Below are 18,382 nucleotides of genomic sequence, written 5' to 3' on the forward strand. Positions count from 1 at the left end.
CTCATGCTTTCCCAAAAGCGTCTAGTACAGCGAATATTAAGTAATTGCCACCTTTGACTTGTCTGCAGATCTGATTGCACGGTTGAAAAAGCCTCAGCGCAGCCAGTGATAGTGAAAATGGCTGCTCGGACGGATGAAATTTTATAAACAAATGAGGAGAATAAATCATGAATTTAAAACTGGAACCATACGAAAAAGAAAAAAAGACCCTGGCCTGCCGGAATACCAGGGCAGAGGGATCGGGTCAGAAGCGATCCGGCTGACGGAAGAGATCGTAAAGACATATTCGGAATCGCTCTATATCGAAGCTTCCGCCAGAAATATAAGAGCGATTGAACTCTACCGGAAGCTGGGCTATGACTGTCTGAATACGATTACAGTAAGAAAGGATTTCAAACCGGAAAAATTTGAAATCCTCCGGGAAGAAAAGATCTTTGAGCAAAATTTTGAGGTGAAGATTTTACGCACTTCCAGTCAGACGTAAGCTTCTTGTTTTTTAGCGGCCTGATGGAAGTGTATGGGAACATCCCATATTTTTTCTTAAAAATCCCATCTTCTCTTGACTTTTCCATGAAAATCCGATAAACTTTTCATAATGATGTAACAATTCTGTAATAGTTCGAATTGCGGGTCTGTGGCCTGTGTTCGGAAGTTTTGAAGAAACGTACATAAAAGGGGATTAGTATGAAAAAGAAATTTCTCATGGCATTGTTTTTTGCCGGACTTCTGGTGTGTGTTCCGGCAGAAAATACTGTCCCTGCCAGAGCGGACACCGTTACGGAGAAGGCGAAGGTCAAAGATGGCTGGGTAACAGAGGGAAATGCCAGATATTATTATACAGATGGAAAGAAAGCCACCGGTTTTACGAAGATCTCCGGAAAAACTTATTTTTTTGATACCAAGACCGGAGCGCAGCAGACAGGCTTCGTGGTCTATCGAGGAAAAAAGTATTACTTCAGTCCGAAGACCGGAACACAGGTATTTGGCTGGGCCGGGATCAATGGGAAAACCTACTACTTTGGTAAAAAAGGCTATGCGCTGAAAGGACTCTACAAGCTGGGCTCTTATCGCTATTATTTCAACGGACTGGGAGAACTGCAGAAGAATACACTGGTCCGTGGAAAATACTATGCGGGACCAAGAGGCCGCCTGACCAAAGGCTGGGTCACCATCGGAAGTGATACCTATTACTTCAGTTACACCAATTATGCGGCTGTGACGGGCTGGCGGCGGATCGGCGGAAAAGTTTACTGTTTCAATACAGACGGCACCTTAAAGAAAATGACCGGACTGGTAAAAAACGGAAGCAACCGTTATTATTATGATCCGGCCAGTGGTGAGATGACGACCGGCTGGGTCCATTATGGAGTCAATGACTATTATTTCAGCACCCGGACCGGCAGGGCCGTGACGGGCTGGCAGACCATTGGCGGGAAGGAATATTTCTTCAATAAATATGGTCAGCTGGCGAAAAACCGCATGGTAGGGAAAACCTACTATGTGAACGACAAGGGAGAAAAGGTCTACGGCTGGTATACAAATGGGGATAAGACCTATTATCTGGATACGAAAACGGGAGAAGCAGTGAAAAACGGCTGGCATACCATTGATGGCAAACGTTATTATTTCAATGCGGACGGGACACTTGCCAGAGGTACCTGGATCAACGACTCACAGTATCTGGACGAAAACGGTTCTTATGCCGTTGGCTGGAAAGAGATCGATGGAAAAAAATATTATTTCAGCAAGGTCAATTATAAAAAAGTGACCGGCTGGAAGAGGATCGACAGTAAAGTCTGGTATTTTGGAAGTGACGGCATTCTGAAGAAGCTTTCCGGTATCTGTAAGACCTCCGGCGGTCTCCGTTACTATTTTGATCCGGCTAGCGGAGAAATGCTCACCGGCTGGATCCATTATGGGGTCAATGATTATTATTTCAGTCCGAAAACCGGACGGATGCTGACAGGCTGGCGGACCATTGACGGTCAGAAATATTATCTGAATGCTTATGGACAGCTGGCGAAGAACCGCTTTGTCGGAAATACCTACTATGTCAACGAGAACGGACAGAGGCAGTACGGCTGGATCACTGTGGGAGAGAACAAATATTATCTGAATCCCAGTACGGGAGCCCGTGCCAAAGGCTGGAAGACCATTGACGGAGCGAAGTATTACTTTGATAAATCCGGTGTCATGCAGAAGGATGCCTGGGTGGACAAGTGTTATCTCACCTCTGACGGGACCATGGCCAAGAGTACCTGGATCGGTTCTGAATATGTGGGAAGCGATGGCGTGAAGACCGGTGAGACCAGAAGTCCTGGACTTTTTACCGATAAGGATGGAAAGACCTACTTTCTGGATTCTTCCTATCAGCCGATGACCGGCTGGCAGGAGCTGGATGACATCTGGTATTACTTTGATACGACTACCGGTGTGATGGCAAAAGAGACCTGGGTGGACGGTTATTATCTGACAGATAAAGGACAGCGGGCAGCCGGTGCTCTTCTGAAGGTAGGAAGCGATACATACCTCTTCCTGGCAGATGGTACGAAGGCCCGTGGTCTGGCAGAATACAATGAAAACAAATATTATTTCAGTACGACCAACGGTGCCATGCAGACAGGCTTTAAGGTGATTGATGGCATTACCTACTATTTCAATCCGTCCAAAGGCGGAGCCATGGCAGTGAACACCGATCTGCAGATCGATGGCGTTTACTATATCTTCAATGCCAACGGACAGATGACGACGAAGACACCGCTGACAGAAAATGACGCACTGGGAAAACAGATCGCGGCTTATGCCCAGCAGTTTATCGGCTATCCCTATGTCTTTGGAGGAGCTACGGATCTGACGCAAGGCGTGGACTGCTCCGGCTTTACCATGCTGGTGATGAGACATTTTAACATCAATATTCCCCGTACCACCTGGACCCAGTATGACGGTGCTTCTGGTTATAAGAAACCGGTCAAGATTGCGGTTGAAGATCTGAAGCCCGGTGACTTGATCTTTTACTATGCGGGTAATAGTCATGTGGGGATTTATATTGGAGATGGAAAGATCGTCCACGCTTCCAACCGCGCACCCTATCCGCAGGGCGGCATCAAGATTTCCAGCTATGATTCTGCCTATATTTACGGCTGCGTGCGCTACTGGTACACGAGTGACTGATTCAAAACTACAAAGATAACCAGAGGTTAATAGAAATCCCTCTTCTTTTCTGTTTGAATAAAGATATAAACAACAGAGAAGAAGGGGGATTTTTCTATGAAAAAAAGAATATTTGTGATGTTTCTGGCAGTGCTTATGGGAAGCCAGCCCGTGCTTCCGGTTCTGGCAGAGAGCATGGAAGAAGTGACGGAGGAAAGCAGCAGTCTGGCTCCGGAAAGGGTTGAAGAGGAAAACGAGACAGAACGGGAACGGACAGAGGAAGAAAAGCTCATCGAAAAAATGTGTGATACGGATATCCTGGAGACTGCTTTTATCGGAAAAAGCTTCTGGAATGACGAGAAAAACTTTGAAGATATAAAAGAAGATCTGCCGCAGATCTTACTGGATTATTATGAAAGCGAAGGCGTGGATCCGGAAGAAATGGATGCGGAGACTCTGCGGGAACTGATCGATACGGCCTATGAGTCCGGAATCTCCGCAAATACACTGGAGCTTGCCTCCGTCTGCTTTGGAGATGATTATGAAATTTACCGGGAGGCGATCCTGCATGTTTTTGAGCAGCAGGCGATGGAAAATCTGGATGAAGAAGCACTCCTTCTGGTAGATGCGGAATATCCGGAAATGGCACTGATGTATAAGAATGACTGGTACGGGGACCGTACGGATGATGAAAGGATCGCTCTGGCGGAGCAGATCCTGGAAGTGCTTGAGAACGCAGGCGAAGATACCGGAGGTTACACCGGAAATACACTGGCTCAGGCTATCAATGACCTCTATGACCAGGATGCCGGGGACAGTGTACTCTATCTGGCGTTTGACCTTCTCGGCGGGGGAGAACTCTATATAACTGTTCTGGAAAGCATCATCTCCGGCCTTCAGAGTGTTGCATACCGCTGACAGTCAGGGGAGCTTTGAAACGGCGGCGGGGGGACTCTGTTTCAGAAGCTCTTCCAGACGGCGGCGCTTATTCCGGGCGTCGCCATCCAGATGGAGTTTTCCGTAGATACGGTTCAGGTATTGCTTTACGGTGCCCTCAGAAAACCCCATTTCTTCAGCAATTTCCCGGTTGCTGAGCCGGGAGGCGGCGAACTGGGCTACGGTCCACTCGTTGTCTGTGAAGCCTTCCGGCCGTTGGGTGTCTTCTGCTTTGGCAAGCATCGTCTCTTCCAGCTCGTCTGCAAGCTTCAGGATCTGTTCGATAAAAGGCCGGTGTGCCATGAAAAGGATCTGCCCCAGCAACGGGCGGATCCAGGCCGCATTTTCTGCAAAGGGAACGGCCAGGCGGTCTTCTTCGCCGATAACAAAGGCCGCCTGGAGATGGGAGAGGGCTTTGTCATTGTCTCCCAGCTGATGAAAAGCTCCGGCCAGCTGAATCTCCAGATAAAGGGTGCAGAGCAGGTTGGGATAGATGGAAAAACGCCTGCGGAGCTCCTGTTCCATGGCAATAAGCCGGGAATAGTCCCCCTCTGCCAGAAGAACCTCCCCATAGGTCATAAAAAGCATGGGGGTGGCGGGATGGAGCACCAGAGCACTGTCAAGCCGCCCGGATGCGATCCATTCCGGGATCTTGTCTTTACATCCGAGAATTGCAGAAAGAAAAGCACTGCATACGTCCAGTGTATTCAAAAACATGCTCTGAAGCTCGCGTTTCAGAGTTTTTTTCTGTGCCTCCATCCGTTCCCGGATCCGCTCCCGGTCTCCGGAAAAAAGAGCCAGCCGCATTTCAAGAAAATCCTTACAGAGAAGCATGCCCCATTGTTTTTTCTCAAGAGCAGCGAGCTCTGCCCGTTTGAGCGGAAGAGAGACAGCTGCAAAATTTCCCTGAAGAAAAAGACTTTCTGCCTCCGTCAGATCTTCGGCACCGCTTCCGTGCCCGTCGGTGAGACGGTAATAATAAGGCATACATTCCTTCATATCTGCCACTATGCGATCAAGACTGCCCGGAGTCCGGTAATACATGGTGAGGACGCTTGGAGAACCGAAGGTCCAGGAGCCGGAGCCGCCCACGGAGGTGGTCTTTTTCGTCATAAGATCCAGTGCTTTCCGGTGATGAAGGCTCATGCCCTGAATGTCATTGTAGCTCAGAAAGCTTAAGATCACTTCACATTCCCCCAGAAGATTGCCTCGTTCCTCTTCGGAAAGAGAAGGATTTTCCGATACACTCCGGAGAAAAAACTCCTTCAGCTGCAGCATCTCCGGGATTCGACGGAAGGTATAAAGGCGGCGCATAAAGATAAGGAGTGCATAGGAATGCCGTGCCAGGATTTCCTTCGGGCACTGCTCCAGCCACCGCAGCACTTCTTCCTGATGCTGGATGTTCAGCGCATACCCGCGGTTTTCCTCCACAGCGGCCAGAAGCGCCTCATAATCATCGGAAAGGGAGAGCCAGTGGATGGCATCTTCATAGTATCCTCTGCTCTGATACCATTTTCCCATGCGGGCTCTGTAACGGTTCTGCTCCGCAGGAGGAAGCTGGGCGAACATTTTTCTGGTACAGCTTTTCAGCATATGATGACAGCGGAAGGTGTCCGCCTCTGTAAGGCGGCTGATAAAGGCATTGTTTTCCGTGAGTGTCTTCAGCATATCCCTGGCCCTGTCATCTCCCCAGAGATAGACAGCCTGGCTGCCGGTAAATTCATCTGCCAGACCGAGGATCGTCAGAAGCTTCCGGTGATCGGCAGGAAGCGGATCCAGAAGGATATGAAAGATCATGTCATAAATGCTGGCGTTGTCTTCGATGAACCTTCCTTCCGAGAGGTAGGCTGTCAGATTCAGATAAACACAGGAAAACCAGCCCTCCGTGAGATGGTGGAGAGTCGAAAGAGAAGAGGTATCCAGCTTCAGATCGCAGAGAGAACAGTAATTTTTCAGCTCTTCCGGCCGGAGACTTAAGATCCCGGCATCGATCTCCAACAGATTTTTCCCCAGGAGAAGCTTTTCGCTGGGAGAGAAAACAGGGTTGCGGCTGGCCAGGATCAGATGCAGACCGGGAAGGGAAAGTCTTGCCAGAGCCAGAAGGAGGGCAAAAACAGAAGGCTCGCTCAGAAGATGCAGGTCATCAATGAAAAAGCAGACGGGTGCATCATCGGTCTGAAAGCCCTGATCCAGAAGTTCGAGAAAAAAAGCCCTAGAGTTTTCATCTACGGGAAAGGGAAGTGCTGTCAGTTCTTCATAGACGGCCGTTCCGGAAAAAAGCCGGCAAAAACCCTTCCAGAAGGAAGAAGTGCTGCTGCTGTAAATACTCTGGCGGCGGATGAGGATCCCGTCTTTTTCTGCCTGTTTCAGAAAAGCGGAGACAGCAGTAGTTTTTCCATAGCCCATCGGGGCAGTCACAGTGGTAACAGAATACTGGAAAATGTCACAGAGCGCCTCCTGGAGGCGCTCTGAAATATAAGTGACGTTTAAATGAGGTCGTGTTTTCATGGCATCGCGTCCTTGTTCGGTTCTTTTCTCTTATCATACTCCGAACAGGGATTTTTTTCAATCGCGGTTTCAGGAAGCGGAGGTGACTTTTAAAGTGACTCCTTCCAGATAATCGTAGGCACCGACCCTGGTGATGAAGGTTTTGGTGGTTCCTTTTGGAATGGAACTATTGATGGTGGTATAGCCGCTGACCGTTTCGCTGATGGTTCCGCTGTAGAAAATCCGGATCTTATTCAGATTCTTGGAAGAATTGTTGGTGATCGAGTATTCAATGCAGGCTTTGGAACCATTCCAGTAGGAGCGGATCAGTTTGATCTTGATATCCTTCAGAGAGAACGGCTTTGTGGCGGCCGGTTTTTTATTGATCTTTACAGTGACGGTCTTTTTCGTTCCGTTGTTGAAGGTCACGAGTACCTTTTCTGTGGCTGTCTTGCCGGAAAAACTTTTGTTGGCTGTGAGCGTCAGAGTCTTGGAATCGGCGGAGAGTTTCAGGGAGAGAAGACCGTTAAGACTTACCGCTTTTCTGATGTAGATACCGCTGGAGCTGCCTGCGGCAGAAAGGGAGCGGCTGGAGCCTTCCGTGAGTGTGATGGAATTGCTGAAGACCACGGAAGCCTTTTTCACCCGTACCAGAACAGAAAACTTCTTCTTGCCACAGGTAAAGGAGATTCTGGCAGAACCGGCTTTTTTACCGCGGATGATCGGATGGTTCAGGCTTTTCCGCACGCTGATGATGCTGCTGTCTGAAGACTTTACCGTATACCGGGGTGTGCCGAGGATCCCGACGATGCCGTTATTGTCCAGATCCATTTCCGTACCCAGGATGCAGCTGACGGAAGAAACCCGTCTCTTGATGGTAGAATGCTGGACTTTGACGGTGAAGGTGGCAGAGCGCCCGTATCCGTTTGTCAGGGTGATCTTGCTGGTGCCGACCTTTTTCAGGCGGATCCGCTGGGTGGAGGCAGAAACAACAGCAACCGAAGGATTGCTGGAGGTGGCTTTTACGATTTTTTCGTTGCCGCCTTTTAATTCAGCCACATCGATAAAATACCAGATATCATTGATATAACCGTAGAGAACTTTCTTTTTCAGCTTGATCCCGGGGGCATTTCCATAGATGGAGACCTTGACCTTAAATTTCACAGAGTACTGGACATCGTCGATCTCGAGATCCTCTCCGTACTGGTAAAACAGGGATTCGATGGCGTACTCGTCAGGGAGCGTGACCGTAAAATTGGCATAAGTAAGATCCTCGGAAAGAAGATCAGACCTGGAATAGCGGAAGGAACGGATCATGCCGTCACTTCCGTAGTCCGGCTGAAATTCGCCTCCGGTGGAAGTATCGATCCTTGCGTTGAGCCTGCTGTTGATCAGGTTTACGATCGCCGGTTCCGCAGCCAGATTCGCCCGTTCGTCATCGGAAGAGATCCAGATGCTGTTGTAAACAGGCGTGAGGGTAATGTCCATGCGAAAACGGCCGGAGTTCAGATAGGAATCACCGCCGAAGCCGAAATTTTCGGTGAACTCGACTTCGTCGTCGTCCCCGTCGGCATAAAAAGTGCGGGTGGTAAACTCCTTTGATTTGATCAGACTGTCTGCCCGGCCCGGAAGCACGGCGCTCCAGGCCAGCAGCAGGGTAAATAATAAAAGAATAAGTGTGGTTTTTGGTACGATTCTCTTCTTCATAAACGACTCCTTTCTTAGAAGGTGAAAGTTCTCCTGAGAAAAGATTAGCAGAAAAGCGGGCCCGAAAGAATTAACCTCAGGTTAGGATTTATAGCAGAAATTTTCACCATCAAGGAATTTTCTGATCTCCTTCGGCTCAAGCAGTGCGTAAATGCTTTTGTGGAAGGTTGCGGCGACTTCCAGTTCTCCGTAATAGCCCGTGCGTACATCACAGTTACCGTTGAGTGCTTTATCAAGAGCGGTTTTGAGCTCTGCCCCTTCCGCGCTGTCCATGAAATGCTTCAGCATCCGGCAGCAGGTGTGGGTATTTTCATAATAGCGCCGGTAGGCCGGGTGGAATTCCCGCATCCAGCCGCTGACGGAAACGCAGAAAAGAGCTGTGGGATGGATCACCGGCTGATAGAGAAGATTCCATTTTTCCTGTTGCAGCGGATCAGAGGCAAAAGCCAGCAGAGAGTGTTTCAGTTCCTCCACAAAATGCGGGTGATCCGCTTCTGTCAGGGAAATGATTTTCTGATTCCTGAGATACTGATTGATATTGGTGGCATCGATCTGTTCCGGGGAAATGTACTGAAGATACCGGGACATGGTTTTCAGGTCGGTGCCGGCGTGTTCCAGCGTGGCCTGTGTGATCTTCTGCCAGAGAAACTGCTGATATTCTGTGACAGGAGTATCCAGATACGGCATCCAGAGATACTGGGCGAGCAGCTGGGCGTTCCGGGATTCCATCTGATATCTGGAAGAATCATCCGGCTGAAACTGTGTTTCCTGAAGCATGGCCGCCAGCTGCTCCAGAGACTGGCAGACAGGAAGCTGCCCGGTGAGCCGGTCAATTTCATTGATGGTCTGCTGAATGGAAAGCAGCTGTGACTGAAGTACATTCAGCTGTTTATGAAGATAGAAAGGCGTGGTTCGCGGTTTTTTCAGGATCGCCCGGATATCTGCCAAAGGAAGTCCGGCTTCTCTCAGTTTCCGGACGAGGAAAAGCTTCTGAATGTCTTTTTCGGAAAAATCATGATAGCCGTTGGCTTCCTCTGCCCTGGGTGTGATCAGTTTCTGGTCAATATAATAATAGATCGTCCGCCGGGAAAGACCGGTCTGGCGGATCACTTCCTGGATTCTCATGGCAACCTCCCTAAAAGTGTACAGCAAGTGTAGACTTTTTTTCTTTATTATAACGCCTGAAAGAAAAGAATGCTATCTGATTCGTGGATTTTGCCGGAATCCTTTTCCTTCGTGGAAGGATAGGGAAGATTATTTTGTGAATTATTTAACATTGACTGTCCACCAACTGTATCGGATATAGTAAAAGAAAAGAAAAACACAGGAGAGGTGATCAGAATGTTAAAGGATAAAGTAGCAGTTGTCACAGGCGGAACCAGAGGGATCGGCTATGCCATTGTAGAGAAGTTCTTGAAAAACGGTGCAAAGGTAGTACTTTTTGGATCCAGACAGGAAACCGTAGAAAAAGCGATCGCGTCATTGAAGGCAGAGAATGAAATCTGGGAAGTTTCCGGGGCATGGCCCGTACTGACGAATGCCGGTGCGGTAGCAGCCGAGATGGCAAAGATCAAAGAAACCTATGGAAAGATTGATATTCTGGTAAACAATGCAGGCGTTTCTGACAGTACGCCTATCGGAAAATACACAGCAGAGCATTTTGCCGGAGTGATGGATCTGAATGTGAATGGTATGATGAACGGGATCCTTCCCGTCGTGGAGATCATGAAAGAGCAGGGTGGCGGCTGTATCCTGAATACCAGTTCCATGGTAAGCATCTGCGGCCAGCCGGGCGGTGTGGCTTATCCGGCCAGTAAATATGCGGTAAACGGACTTACCTGGTCTCTTGCCAGAGAACTTGGACCCTACAACATCCGTGTCAATGCAGTGGCACCTGGAATCACCAGAACAGACATGGTGGCAGCTCTTCCCAAAGAAATGATCGAGCCGCTGGTGAACCGGATTCCGCTCCGGAGGATTGGAGAGGCGGAGGATATCGCCAATGCATTTCTCTTCCTCGCCAGTGACATGGCGAGTTATGTGACCGGGGAGATCCTCTCTGTGGATGGGGCAATGCGGACATAAGCTTGTATTGAGGGGGCGGCGCGTATCGCTGAAAAACTGAAAATTTCCAAAAAAGAAGTGCAAAAGGTGTTGAAAAAAGCCGGGGAATCAAAGTGATTCCCCGGAAACCCAATGTTTATAATACTTCAAAAACAGGAATCTGATCTAAAGGTGCGTCCACGGTATACCACTGACCGCCTGTATACGTTTTTCCGGTAAAATAATGTTTCCAGTTTCCTTCCGGAAGATAAACATCCCAGGTAGTTGCCCCCTGTTCTGTTACCGGGCATACAAGATACTTGTCACCAAACATGTATTGTGTTTCTGCATTTCTTGCTTCCGGATCATCCGGATATTCATAAGCCAGGGAGCGTACCATCGGATATCCGGTTTCCGCTGCTTTTTCTGCATGTTCCAGAATATAATCCTGGAGTTCATAATGGATATCATTAAAAATATTAAAGATCTCGATAATGCTGTTATCGTGATAACGTTCTGCCAGGTTCCACGGCATTCTGGTGCGGCTCAGGTTCGGATTATCATAGTTCGAACCTTCAGAGTGAAGCTGGATAGCAGGAGAGAAAGCTGTCTGCGCAAGGGCTCTCAGATACAGTTCTTTGTATTCATATCCAGGGAGGTCTCCTCCGAATCCGGACATATCCGGGGTGTTGAAAGGAACATTGGAAAGAGCCAGATTCATCTGTGCATTCAGTACAGCCTGGAACTCTTCCCAGGTCGGTTTCTGATCACCCATCCACATCCATGGGTGCTGGTTCATATGGCGGCCAGCAGCACGGCTGAACATAACTGCATCTCCATCTGTCAGTTCATTGGCAATGTCATAAAGTGTCTGGGCATACAGATCAGGGTAGTCATTTCTGAGCTCATCTCCGCGGCGTCCGTCAAAAGCAACAGCGTCACGTCCCCAGAGGAATTCTCCACCGTCTGTTTTAAATCCGCTGATCCCGACCTCGGTAAACAGATAATTCATTTTTCCTTTCAGCCACTCTTTTGTCATCGGGTTGGTGAAATCCAGAATCATATTATCGGTAAACCAGTCATTAGGCTGACGGTAAGGCGTACCGTCCTCGTTCATAATCACCATCTTGTTTTCAATCAGGTATTCAATGTCTGCTGTCATTTGCGGATTTGTGGAATTTCCGTCTTCGTCCAGCTGTGGCTCTTTGATCGAAGGAATCATCCAGAGAATAAAGTGTGCATCTTTTTCCTTCATTTTTTCTACCAGAGCTACCGGATCTGTCCAGCGATCTCCCCAGATGAAATCAGAAACGCTGAAACAATAATCTCCGGACTGAGGTGTATATTCCGCATCATAGAAGAGATAAAAGTTGTTTTTCCATCCCTCTGTAATAATGGCATTATATTTTACATCATATTCTTCCGCTTTGTTCATGACATCTTCAATATCTGCAGTAGAATGCCATTCATTTGCGCACAACCAGGTACCAAACGACCATTCAGGCGGCATGGCGGCATGACCATTTACATCGGCATATTCCGCTGCGATTTCCTCATTGTCTCCAAGGAAAATATGGAGATCTGTCTGATTTTCTTTTCTTGAAGAAACCAGGTCAATGATCTGGATATCTTCGTTTTCAGATGCCATCTGGAAGGAGATCTGATCAGATTCATCAATATAGAGTCCGTATTTTCCGGGAACTGTATAATAAGGAACCGGCGCATAAGTGGCACCGCTTTTATACTGCTCCAGATACCAGTTTATGGTCTGAATATGGACCGTATTTCCACGCTGATCCAGATCGGCAAACTGCATACCAAAGCCCATATACTGATCATCTTCGTTGCTGTCGAGGTCATACTGAATCTGTTCAACATTTCCGGCAGAGTCAGAAATTGCCTTGATTCCGTTAATTGCTGTAACATACTCATCCTTCTCATTGTAAAAACGGATATTGAACGGATTGTAACTTACTTCCACACGGCAGTCTGCAGTTTTGGCAGTAAGACCGTCCTCGTGCTCAGTGATCTCAGGAGTCTGTTCGTCCGGCAGCAGTTCGCCAAAACCGGTATTCAAGTGAATGCCGCCTGCTTCTCCAAATAGCATTTGAACCTGGAAACCGTCCTCTGCTTCTAATACGAGACCAGGCTTTTCTGGATTACGTTTCATCTGTGTATAGTTCTCATGTGTCATAACAGTTACTTCATAATCCTCGCTGACGGTATCACCGACCTGGAAATGGTAAACAACTACATCATCTTTTTCAAGAGCCGGGAGGTTGCAGGTATAGACTTCACGGTCAACTTTACTCAGATCTACCTGGTCCGCTTTATCAGCGGTAAATCCCGGAATGGCGAATGGCAGGCTAAATACGTCCTCTACAAGTCCCATTTTGATAGGTTCCTGTGCTTTCCCGTTCAAAGTCCATTCAAGCGTTACATTACGAATCATAAAATCTTCAGAATCCACTTTGGCAGAAACATAAATGGCAGTTTCCTCACCTGCGAGAGGAGTCGTAGGATTTCGTACTGCAGTAACCGGGTCTACAACCTCAATAGAGTAGACCTGCTGAATGCCGTAAGGGACATGCTGGAAGGTGATTTCTCCGCTGTTTTCCGCAGCACTTGCATAACTGGTCAGGCTGAGTGGCATGGATAACGCTAATAAAAGTGATAAAAACTGCTTTCTTTTCATGTGTATCATCCTCCTTTTTCAGAAAATTTTCTGTGTAATTACAGTGCCTATTATAAATAGATTTCACTAATATGACAATTTCTTTATTTTGCATACACAAAAGTAAATGCACCAAAAACAACCAAGAAAGTAAGGATAAAAGAGATAGATTTTATGCAAAATACATAAATAAAATGGAAGGAAGTACAAAAAAACAGAACTGTTAGGATAATAAAAAAGAAATGAAATTAGAAAAAATTTGAAAGACAGAAATTGGTAGTTTTACGCTGACCGTACATGCCGAGAGAGCACATATCCTGCAGGCTAAGGATGCGAAGTCAGGAATCTCTATGTAAGAACAGATCATTTTCATATGAGACACAAAACATCATATCATCGCGCATTTCTTGTCTGACGTAAGCCCCTTATTTTCTAAGCGGGCCCACAGGGGGTGTGCAGAGGGGGCGGCGGGCTCGCGACTCGGAGCCGCCCCCTTTGCATAGGTTTTCTTCATTTTTCTCAAAAAAAGAATTCTCATTCTAAATGAAACCGTTTCAAATCTTTGACATTTCTCTCTTGTAGTCTTTGTTTCAGAGTTCTCATCACAAGGTAGCGCAGGACAGCCATGATCGGTACGCCGAGGAACATGCCGAGTACTCCGGCGATGCTTCCGCCGACGGTAATGGCTACGATGATCCAGAGAGGGCGGAGACCGACGGATTGTCCCAGGATCTTTGGTCCGAGATAGAGACCATCAAACTGCTGTAAGCCAAAGATCATGATGATGAAGATCACGGCTTTAAAAGGACTGACCATCAGCATAATGATCGCTCCGGGGACGGCACCGATAAAGGGACCGAAATAGGGGATCATGTTTGTGATACCTACGATCAGGCTGATCAGCAGAGTGTACGGAAGACGGAGAATCGTCATGAGGATGAAACACAGGATTCCGATGATCAGGGAGTCAATGGCTTTTCCGATGACAAAACCGCCGAAGATCTCGTTGCATTCTTTCATGGTATCCACGACATACGGGATTCTTTTCTGGGGAAAGAAGGCATAGATGGCTGCTTTTACAGAGCCTACCAGGATTTTTTTATCCAGCAGGATATAAATAGAAACGATCAGCGCGATCACCAGGTTCAAAAGAAGCTGCATAATGCTCATGGACAGAGAATACAGGGTGGGGACAATGTTGGAGGCGAAATCCCTGATGTAGTTCAGAAGGGAAGGCAGCAGATTGTCCACAGCATCCTGAATGGCACTGATGTCCAGGCTGGGGAAGCGCTCATGAAGCTCTGTCAGGAACTGGTTCAATTCGGATGCAGACTGAGGAATCACGGTAAGGGCCGAGTTGATCAGATCTGTCAGGCTGGTGGCGATCTGAGGTACCACACCAAAAACGGAAACCAGGACCAGACCCAGTAAAAGAACGTAGGTAATGGCGATGGAGATTCCTTTGATGACGCCTTTTCTCTTCAGTTTCGTGTGCTTTTCCAGAAGATTGCAGAACATTTTCACTGCCGGATTCAGGATAAAAGCGATGAGAGAGCCGATGATGAACGGCATCAGAACGTTTAAGACATTTTTGATCCAGGCAATGGTCTGTTCCAGAGACATGATGGCTTTAAAGATCACGGCGGCAATGGCTACGACAGCGATCACATAGATCGCAATGGTAAAATATTGATTGTTTGCCTGAAAGCGGGTGCTTGCATGATTATCGCCGGGATCATCATTTTCTGCGGGAACAGATTTTTTGAGGGCGGTTTGTTGCTGACCTGGGACACCTTTTCCGTTCTCGGCAGAAAAACTATCTGTTGTAGAGGCTTCCCCGTCCTGATCGGAAATACTTTCACCGCTCTGTTGGCGGTTTTTCCATTCAGCGGCGAGCTGCTGGTTTTCACGTTGTTCTTCTTTTTTCCGGTTTTTCTGTTTCCGGACACTGACATTGCTGCGGGTGGGTGACAATTTTGATACTCCTTTTCATAGATATAGACAAAAAGTTACGATCTTACTTATTATAATGTGTGTCAGGAAAGGAATCAAGGAGAGGGAATTAGAAAGTTCTGAAAAAACTATAAACAGCCATTTTGTTAACTGTCACGGTTGTTAAAAAAATTTGAAAAAAATCGAAAAAAAGCCTTGCATTTTACTGGAAGCTGTATTATAATATTTTTTGTCTTGAGAGAGACGAAAACGAATATGCGCTTTTAGCTCAGCTGGTAGAGCACCTGACTCTTAATCAGGGTGTCCAGGGTTCGAGCCCCTGAAGGCGCATTGAAAGTACCATTTTTGAAGACATTGGAGCTTCGGGGATGGTGCTTTTTTCGTGCGTGAAAACAGGAATGTCCGCTTTGTTCGTTATCGCTGTGCATGCGATTCATTTTCATGGTAAGATGTAACTGTTCAGGACGTTCAAAACAACAGGCCACAGACTCGCGCATTGCATGCGCTCTCGCTGCATTTGCAGCTTTTGTCTGAGGCTAATGGGTCTACATTCCATTTCGGTCCGCGCTAAACGAGTCCCACTGGGACTCAGCGCCGTTCCGCCCATTCCGAAATAAAAATTCATCCTATTGCAAACAAGTTTGCATAGTCTGATTTTTCATTTCGCTGATGTTCTGAACTGTTACGGTAAGATAAAAAATATCGGGTCAGGTTCCAAAATGAACCTGGCCCGGTTTTTTCAGGAATAAATCCTCTCTTTTTTCAGGATCCGTATGTAGGAGAACAAAAGAAACAGCATGCACACCAGCCAGGAAAAGGGCTCGGCGATGGAAGCACCTACATATCCCCAGAGGGGAACAAAAACGAAGGATGCAAGGACTTTGATGATAAGCTCCATGGTGCTGGAGATCAGCGGGATCGTTTTGTGATTGATTCCCTGAAGGGTCATCCGGATGATCAGCAGGATGCCAAGGGGGAAGAAAAAGATCATATTGATATGAAGGTTCATCATGGCATTACTCATGATCACCGGATCATCGGTTCCGGCGAGAGCCCGTATCAGCGGATTTGCCAGAGTCAGGATCATGACCAGGAAAAGGAGCGACCAGATCAGGCTGATCATGGAAGATTTCTTAATGCCTTCCCGGATCCGGTCGATCCGGCCGGCACCGAAATTCTGGCTGACAAAAGTGGCGTTGGCACTGGCAATACTGGCCAGAGGCATGTTTCCGATCATGACGATCCGGCGGGCAGCTGTGTGGGCGGCGATGATGGTGGTTCCCAGTGTATTGATGGAGCCCTGCAGGATGACAGAACCGATGGAAAAGATCGAGTTCATCAGTCCCATGGAAAAACCGGTGGAAACGAGGTCACTGACCAGTCTTTTATTATAGGAAAAATGTCTTCTGGAAGGGATCAGAAAACGGAAATTCCGATACAGGTACAGAAAACAAAGGATGCTGGAAACCAGCTGCGCCATGACAGTGGCACCTGCGATGCCGGCCACTCCGAAATGGAAAACCGTTACGGACAAAAGATCCAGAAGCAGGTTCAGGCTGCAGGAAAAAATCAGAAAGTACAGAGGCGTCTTGCTGTTTCCGACAGCTCGGAGAAGACCGGAGCCCATGTTGTAGAAAAGAGCCGTGGCCATCCCACCCATGACGACGGTGAGGTAGGTTCGTGATTCGCTGAACACATCTTCCGGTGTCTGGATGAGGCCAAGCAGCGGATCGGCGAAAAGCAGAGTACCTATCGTAATGAGAACGGAAATCCCCAGGTTCAGGATCAGGGTCCAGGCTACCACGGATTTCATCTGTTCTTCATTTTTCGATCCGAAAGCCCTGGCGAGCAGGATGCCGTAGCCGCTGTTGATGCCGTTGGCAAAACCGATGACCAGACCGGTGATGGATCCGGTAAGACCGATGGCTGCCAGTGCAGACTGTCCGAGGTTATGGCTGGCAATCATCGTGTCGCCGATATTGTAGCATTGCTGAAAAAAATTGCTGATAAAAAGTGGGATCGCAAAGACCAGAATATTAGACAGGGCACTTCCCTGAGTCATATCACGGGTCTGTCCCTGTTTGGCAGAACTCATGTTGTAAAACCTCCCTTTTATGTTCCTTTGAGCACATATGTTTTCATTCTATTCTCTTCTCAAGATGCTGTCAAACAAAAAAACATTTGTAACTGTTCAGAGCCAAGCAGATTTTCATGCAAAAGTGTGAGTCATGCTTGCATGAATGAACACTTTTACAGGGAAATCTATTTGGCTGATACGCCACACCGACGAAATGCGTAGCATTTTGGAGGTGGTTCTGAACAGTTACAAACATTTCTCAATGTACCGAACAGGATTTCACGTTGCAATCATCCGGCTGAGATGCTATTATCAAGGTAATAGTTGGATTTTTGCCCGATAAAACCGGTGGCTGCTGTGTGGACGGGGAAATACAGCGGAAATATTCGGTTCAGATGGGAGAAAAAAATGTCAAAATTTAAAGAATATGATGTGGAGGAGATCGATGCCCTCTGCAGTCTGGGGAGAGCGTTGTCTTCTCCTATAAGAATAGAGATCATGCAGCTTTTGTATGAGGAAGGCATGATCATCGGAGACATCGCCAAGAAGCTGGATCTGCCGGCATCAAGTACGGCATTTCATCTGAAGATCCTGGAGGAAGCCGGACTGATCCGCATGGAAAAACAGCCGGGAACGAGAGGGACGGTAAAGTTCTGTATCCGGAAGGTGGACTATATCACGGTCAACCTGATCAAAAAAAATGCGGATATTGACGAGATCTACAGTGCGGAGATGCCGGTGGGGGCATTCAGCAGCTGTCAGGTGACACCGACGTGCGGCATGTTCGGGCCGGACGGTTATATCGGAAATGAAGATACAGAGTATTGTTTTTATTACCCGGAACGGATGAAGGCAGGGATCCTCTGGACTTCATCCGGCTATGTGAAATATAAATTTGCCAACGGTGTCCCGCGGAAACGGACGATAAAAAAAGTAAGCATATCCATGGAGGTCTGTTCGGAAGCGCCGGGCTATAAGGAAGACTGGAAATCCGACCTGACACTCTGGATCAATGATGTGGAGATAGGGACCTGGACCTGTCCGGGAGACTTTGGAGCAAGAAGAGGACGTTTGAATCCGCCAACCTGGCCGAACGGAAGTACCCAGTATGGCATGCAGGTGATCTGGGAGGTCCGTTCCGATGGCTGTTATCTGAATGGAGAAAGACTCAGCAGGGTGATGGTGGATGATCTCCATATCATGGATCACACCTTCATAGATGTAAAGCTGGGGAATAAACCTGGGGCGAAATACGAAGGAGGCTTCAATCTCTTCGGAAAGCATTATGGAGATTATAATCAGGGCATAGTCCTGACGATGGAGTATTAAACAACAAAAAGAGGAGACTCTTCCTG

11 protein-coding genes and 1 tRNA gene are annotated in these 18,382 nt (G+C 47.6%); 6 read left to right on the top strand and 6 right to left on the bottom strand.

Features of this window, described 5'->3' with window-relative positions; translation table 11 throughout:
• Window positions 1-151 precede the first annotated feature (151 nt).
• From DXA57_RS07955 to DXA57_RS07965, 3 genes are all read left to right on the top strand, one after another.
• The gene (locus DXA57_RS07955; protein ID WP_199612699.1) at window positions 152-484 is read left to right on the top strand and encodes a GNAT family N-acetyltransferase; all 333 of its coding nucleotides are present in this window, start codon (window positions 152-154) and stop codon (window positions 482-484) included.
• A 200-nt stretch (window positions 485-684) separates the two neighbouring features.
• The gene (locus DXA57_RS07960; protein WP_117766340.1) at window positions 685-3,171 is read left to right on the top strand and encodes a C40 family peptidase; all 2,487 of its coding nucleotides are present in this window, start codon (window positions 685-687) and stop codon (window positions 3,169-3,171) included.
• A gap of 96 nt (window positions 3,172-3,267) precedes the next feature.
• Complete coding sequence (locus tag DXA57_RS07965; protein ID WP_117766342.1) at window positions 3,268-4,068, top strand: hypothetical protein; 801 nt, start codon at window positions 3,268-3,270, stop codon at window positions 4,066-4,068.
• Between the two features lie 3 nt (window positions 4,069-4,071).
• Here the strand turns inward: DXA57_RS07965 and DXA57_RS07970 are convergent, their stop codons facing one another.
• The 3 genes from DXA57_RS07970 to DXA57_RS07980 all read right to left on the bottom strand — a co-directional run bounded on the left by DXA57_RS07970 (window position 4,072) and on the right by DXA57_RS07980 (window position 9,405).
• Window positions 4,072-6,594: a LuxR C-terminal-related transcriptional regulator gene (locus DXA57_RS07970; protein ID WP_117766344.1), complete on the bottom strand. Its 2,523-nt coding sequence runs from the start codon at window positions 6,592-6,594 to the stop codon at window positions 4,072-4,074.
• Window positions 6,595-6,663: 69 nt separating this feature from the next.
• Window positions 6,664-8,280, bottom strand: coding sequence for a hypothetical protein (locus DXA57_RS07975; protein ID WP_117766346.1), 1,617 nt, complete (start codon window positions 8,278-8,280; stop codon window positions 6,664-6,666).
• Between the two features lie 81 nt (window positions 8,281-8,361).
• Complete coding sequence (locus DXA57_RS07980) at window positions 8,362-9,405, bottom strand: MerR family transcriptional regulator (RefSeq protein WP_117766348.1); 1,044 nt, start codon at window positions 9,403-9,405, stop codon at window positions 8,362-8,364.
• A gap of 216 nt (window positions 9,406-9,621) precedes the next feature.
• Between DXA57_RS07980 and DXA57_RS07985 the strand changes: the two genes are divergently transcribed.
• Window positions 9,622-10,365, top strand: a complete 744-nt coding sequence (locus DXA57_RS07985; RefSeq protein WP_117766350.1) for an SDR family NAD(P)-dependent oxidoreductase — start codon at window positions 9,622-9,624, stop codon at window positions 10,363-10,365.
• 115 nt (window positions 10,366-10,480) lie between these two features.
• Here DXA57_RS07985 and DXA57_RS07990 read toward each other — a convergent pair whose 3' ends face one another.
• Window positions 10,481-13,018: a glycoside hydrolase family 31 protein gene (locus DXA57_RS07990; RefSeq protein ID WP_158571264.1), complete on the bottom strand. Its 2,538-nt coding sequence runs from the start codon at window positions 13,016-13,018 to the stop codon at window positions 10,481-10,483.
• 513 nt (window positions 13,019-13,531) lie between these two features.
• Entirely contained in the window at window positions 13,532-14,971 is a 1,440-nt protein-coding gene (locus DXA57_RS07995; RefSeq protein WP_117766354.1) for an AI-2E family transporter, read from the bottom strand.
• A gap of 236 nt (window positions 14,972-15,207) precedes the next feature.
• Between DXA57_RS07995 and DXA57_RS08000 the strand changes: the two genes are divergently transcribed.
• Window positions 15,208-15,280 (top strand) — tRNA-Lys (locus tag DXA57_RS08000).
• Between the two features lie 409 nt (window positions 15,281-15,689).
• Here the strand turns inward: DXA57_RS08000 and DXA57_RS08005 are convergent.
• Window positions 15,690-17,045 (bottom strand): MATE family efflux transporter, encoded by a 1,356-nt coding sequence (locus tag DXA57_RS08005; RefSeq protein WP_117766356.1) that lies wholly within the window; start codon window positions 17,043-17,045, stop codon window positions 15,690-15,692.
• 390 nt (window positions 17,046-17,435) lie between these two features.
• Between DXA57_RS08005 and DXA57_RS08010 the strand changes: the two genes are divergently transcribed.
• On the top strand, window positions 17,436-18,356 hold the full coding sequence (locus DXA57_RS08010; protein WP_117766358.1) for an ArsR/SmtB family transcription factor: 921 nt from the start codon (window positions 17,436-17,438) through the stop codon (window positions 18,354-18,356).
• The last annotated feature ends 26 nt before the right edge of the window (window positions 18,357-18,382 follow it).

Origin of the sequence: Blautia sp. OF03-15BH (assembly GCF_003463065.1) — a bacterium.
Taxonomy (GTDB): Bacteria; Bacillota; Clostridia; order Lachnospirales; family Lachnospiraceae; genus Limivivens.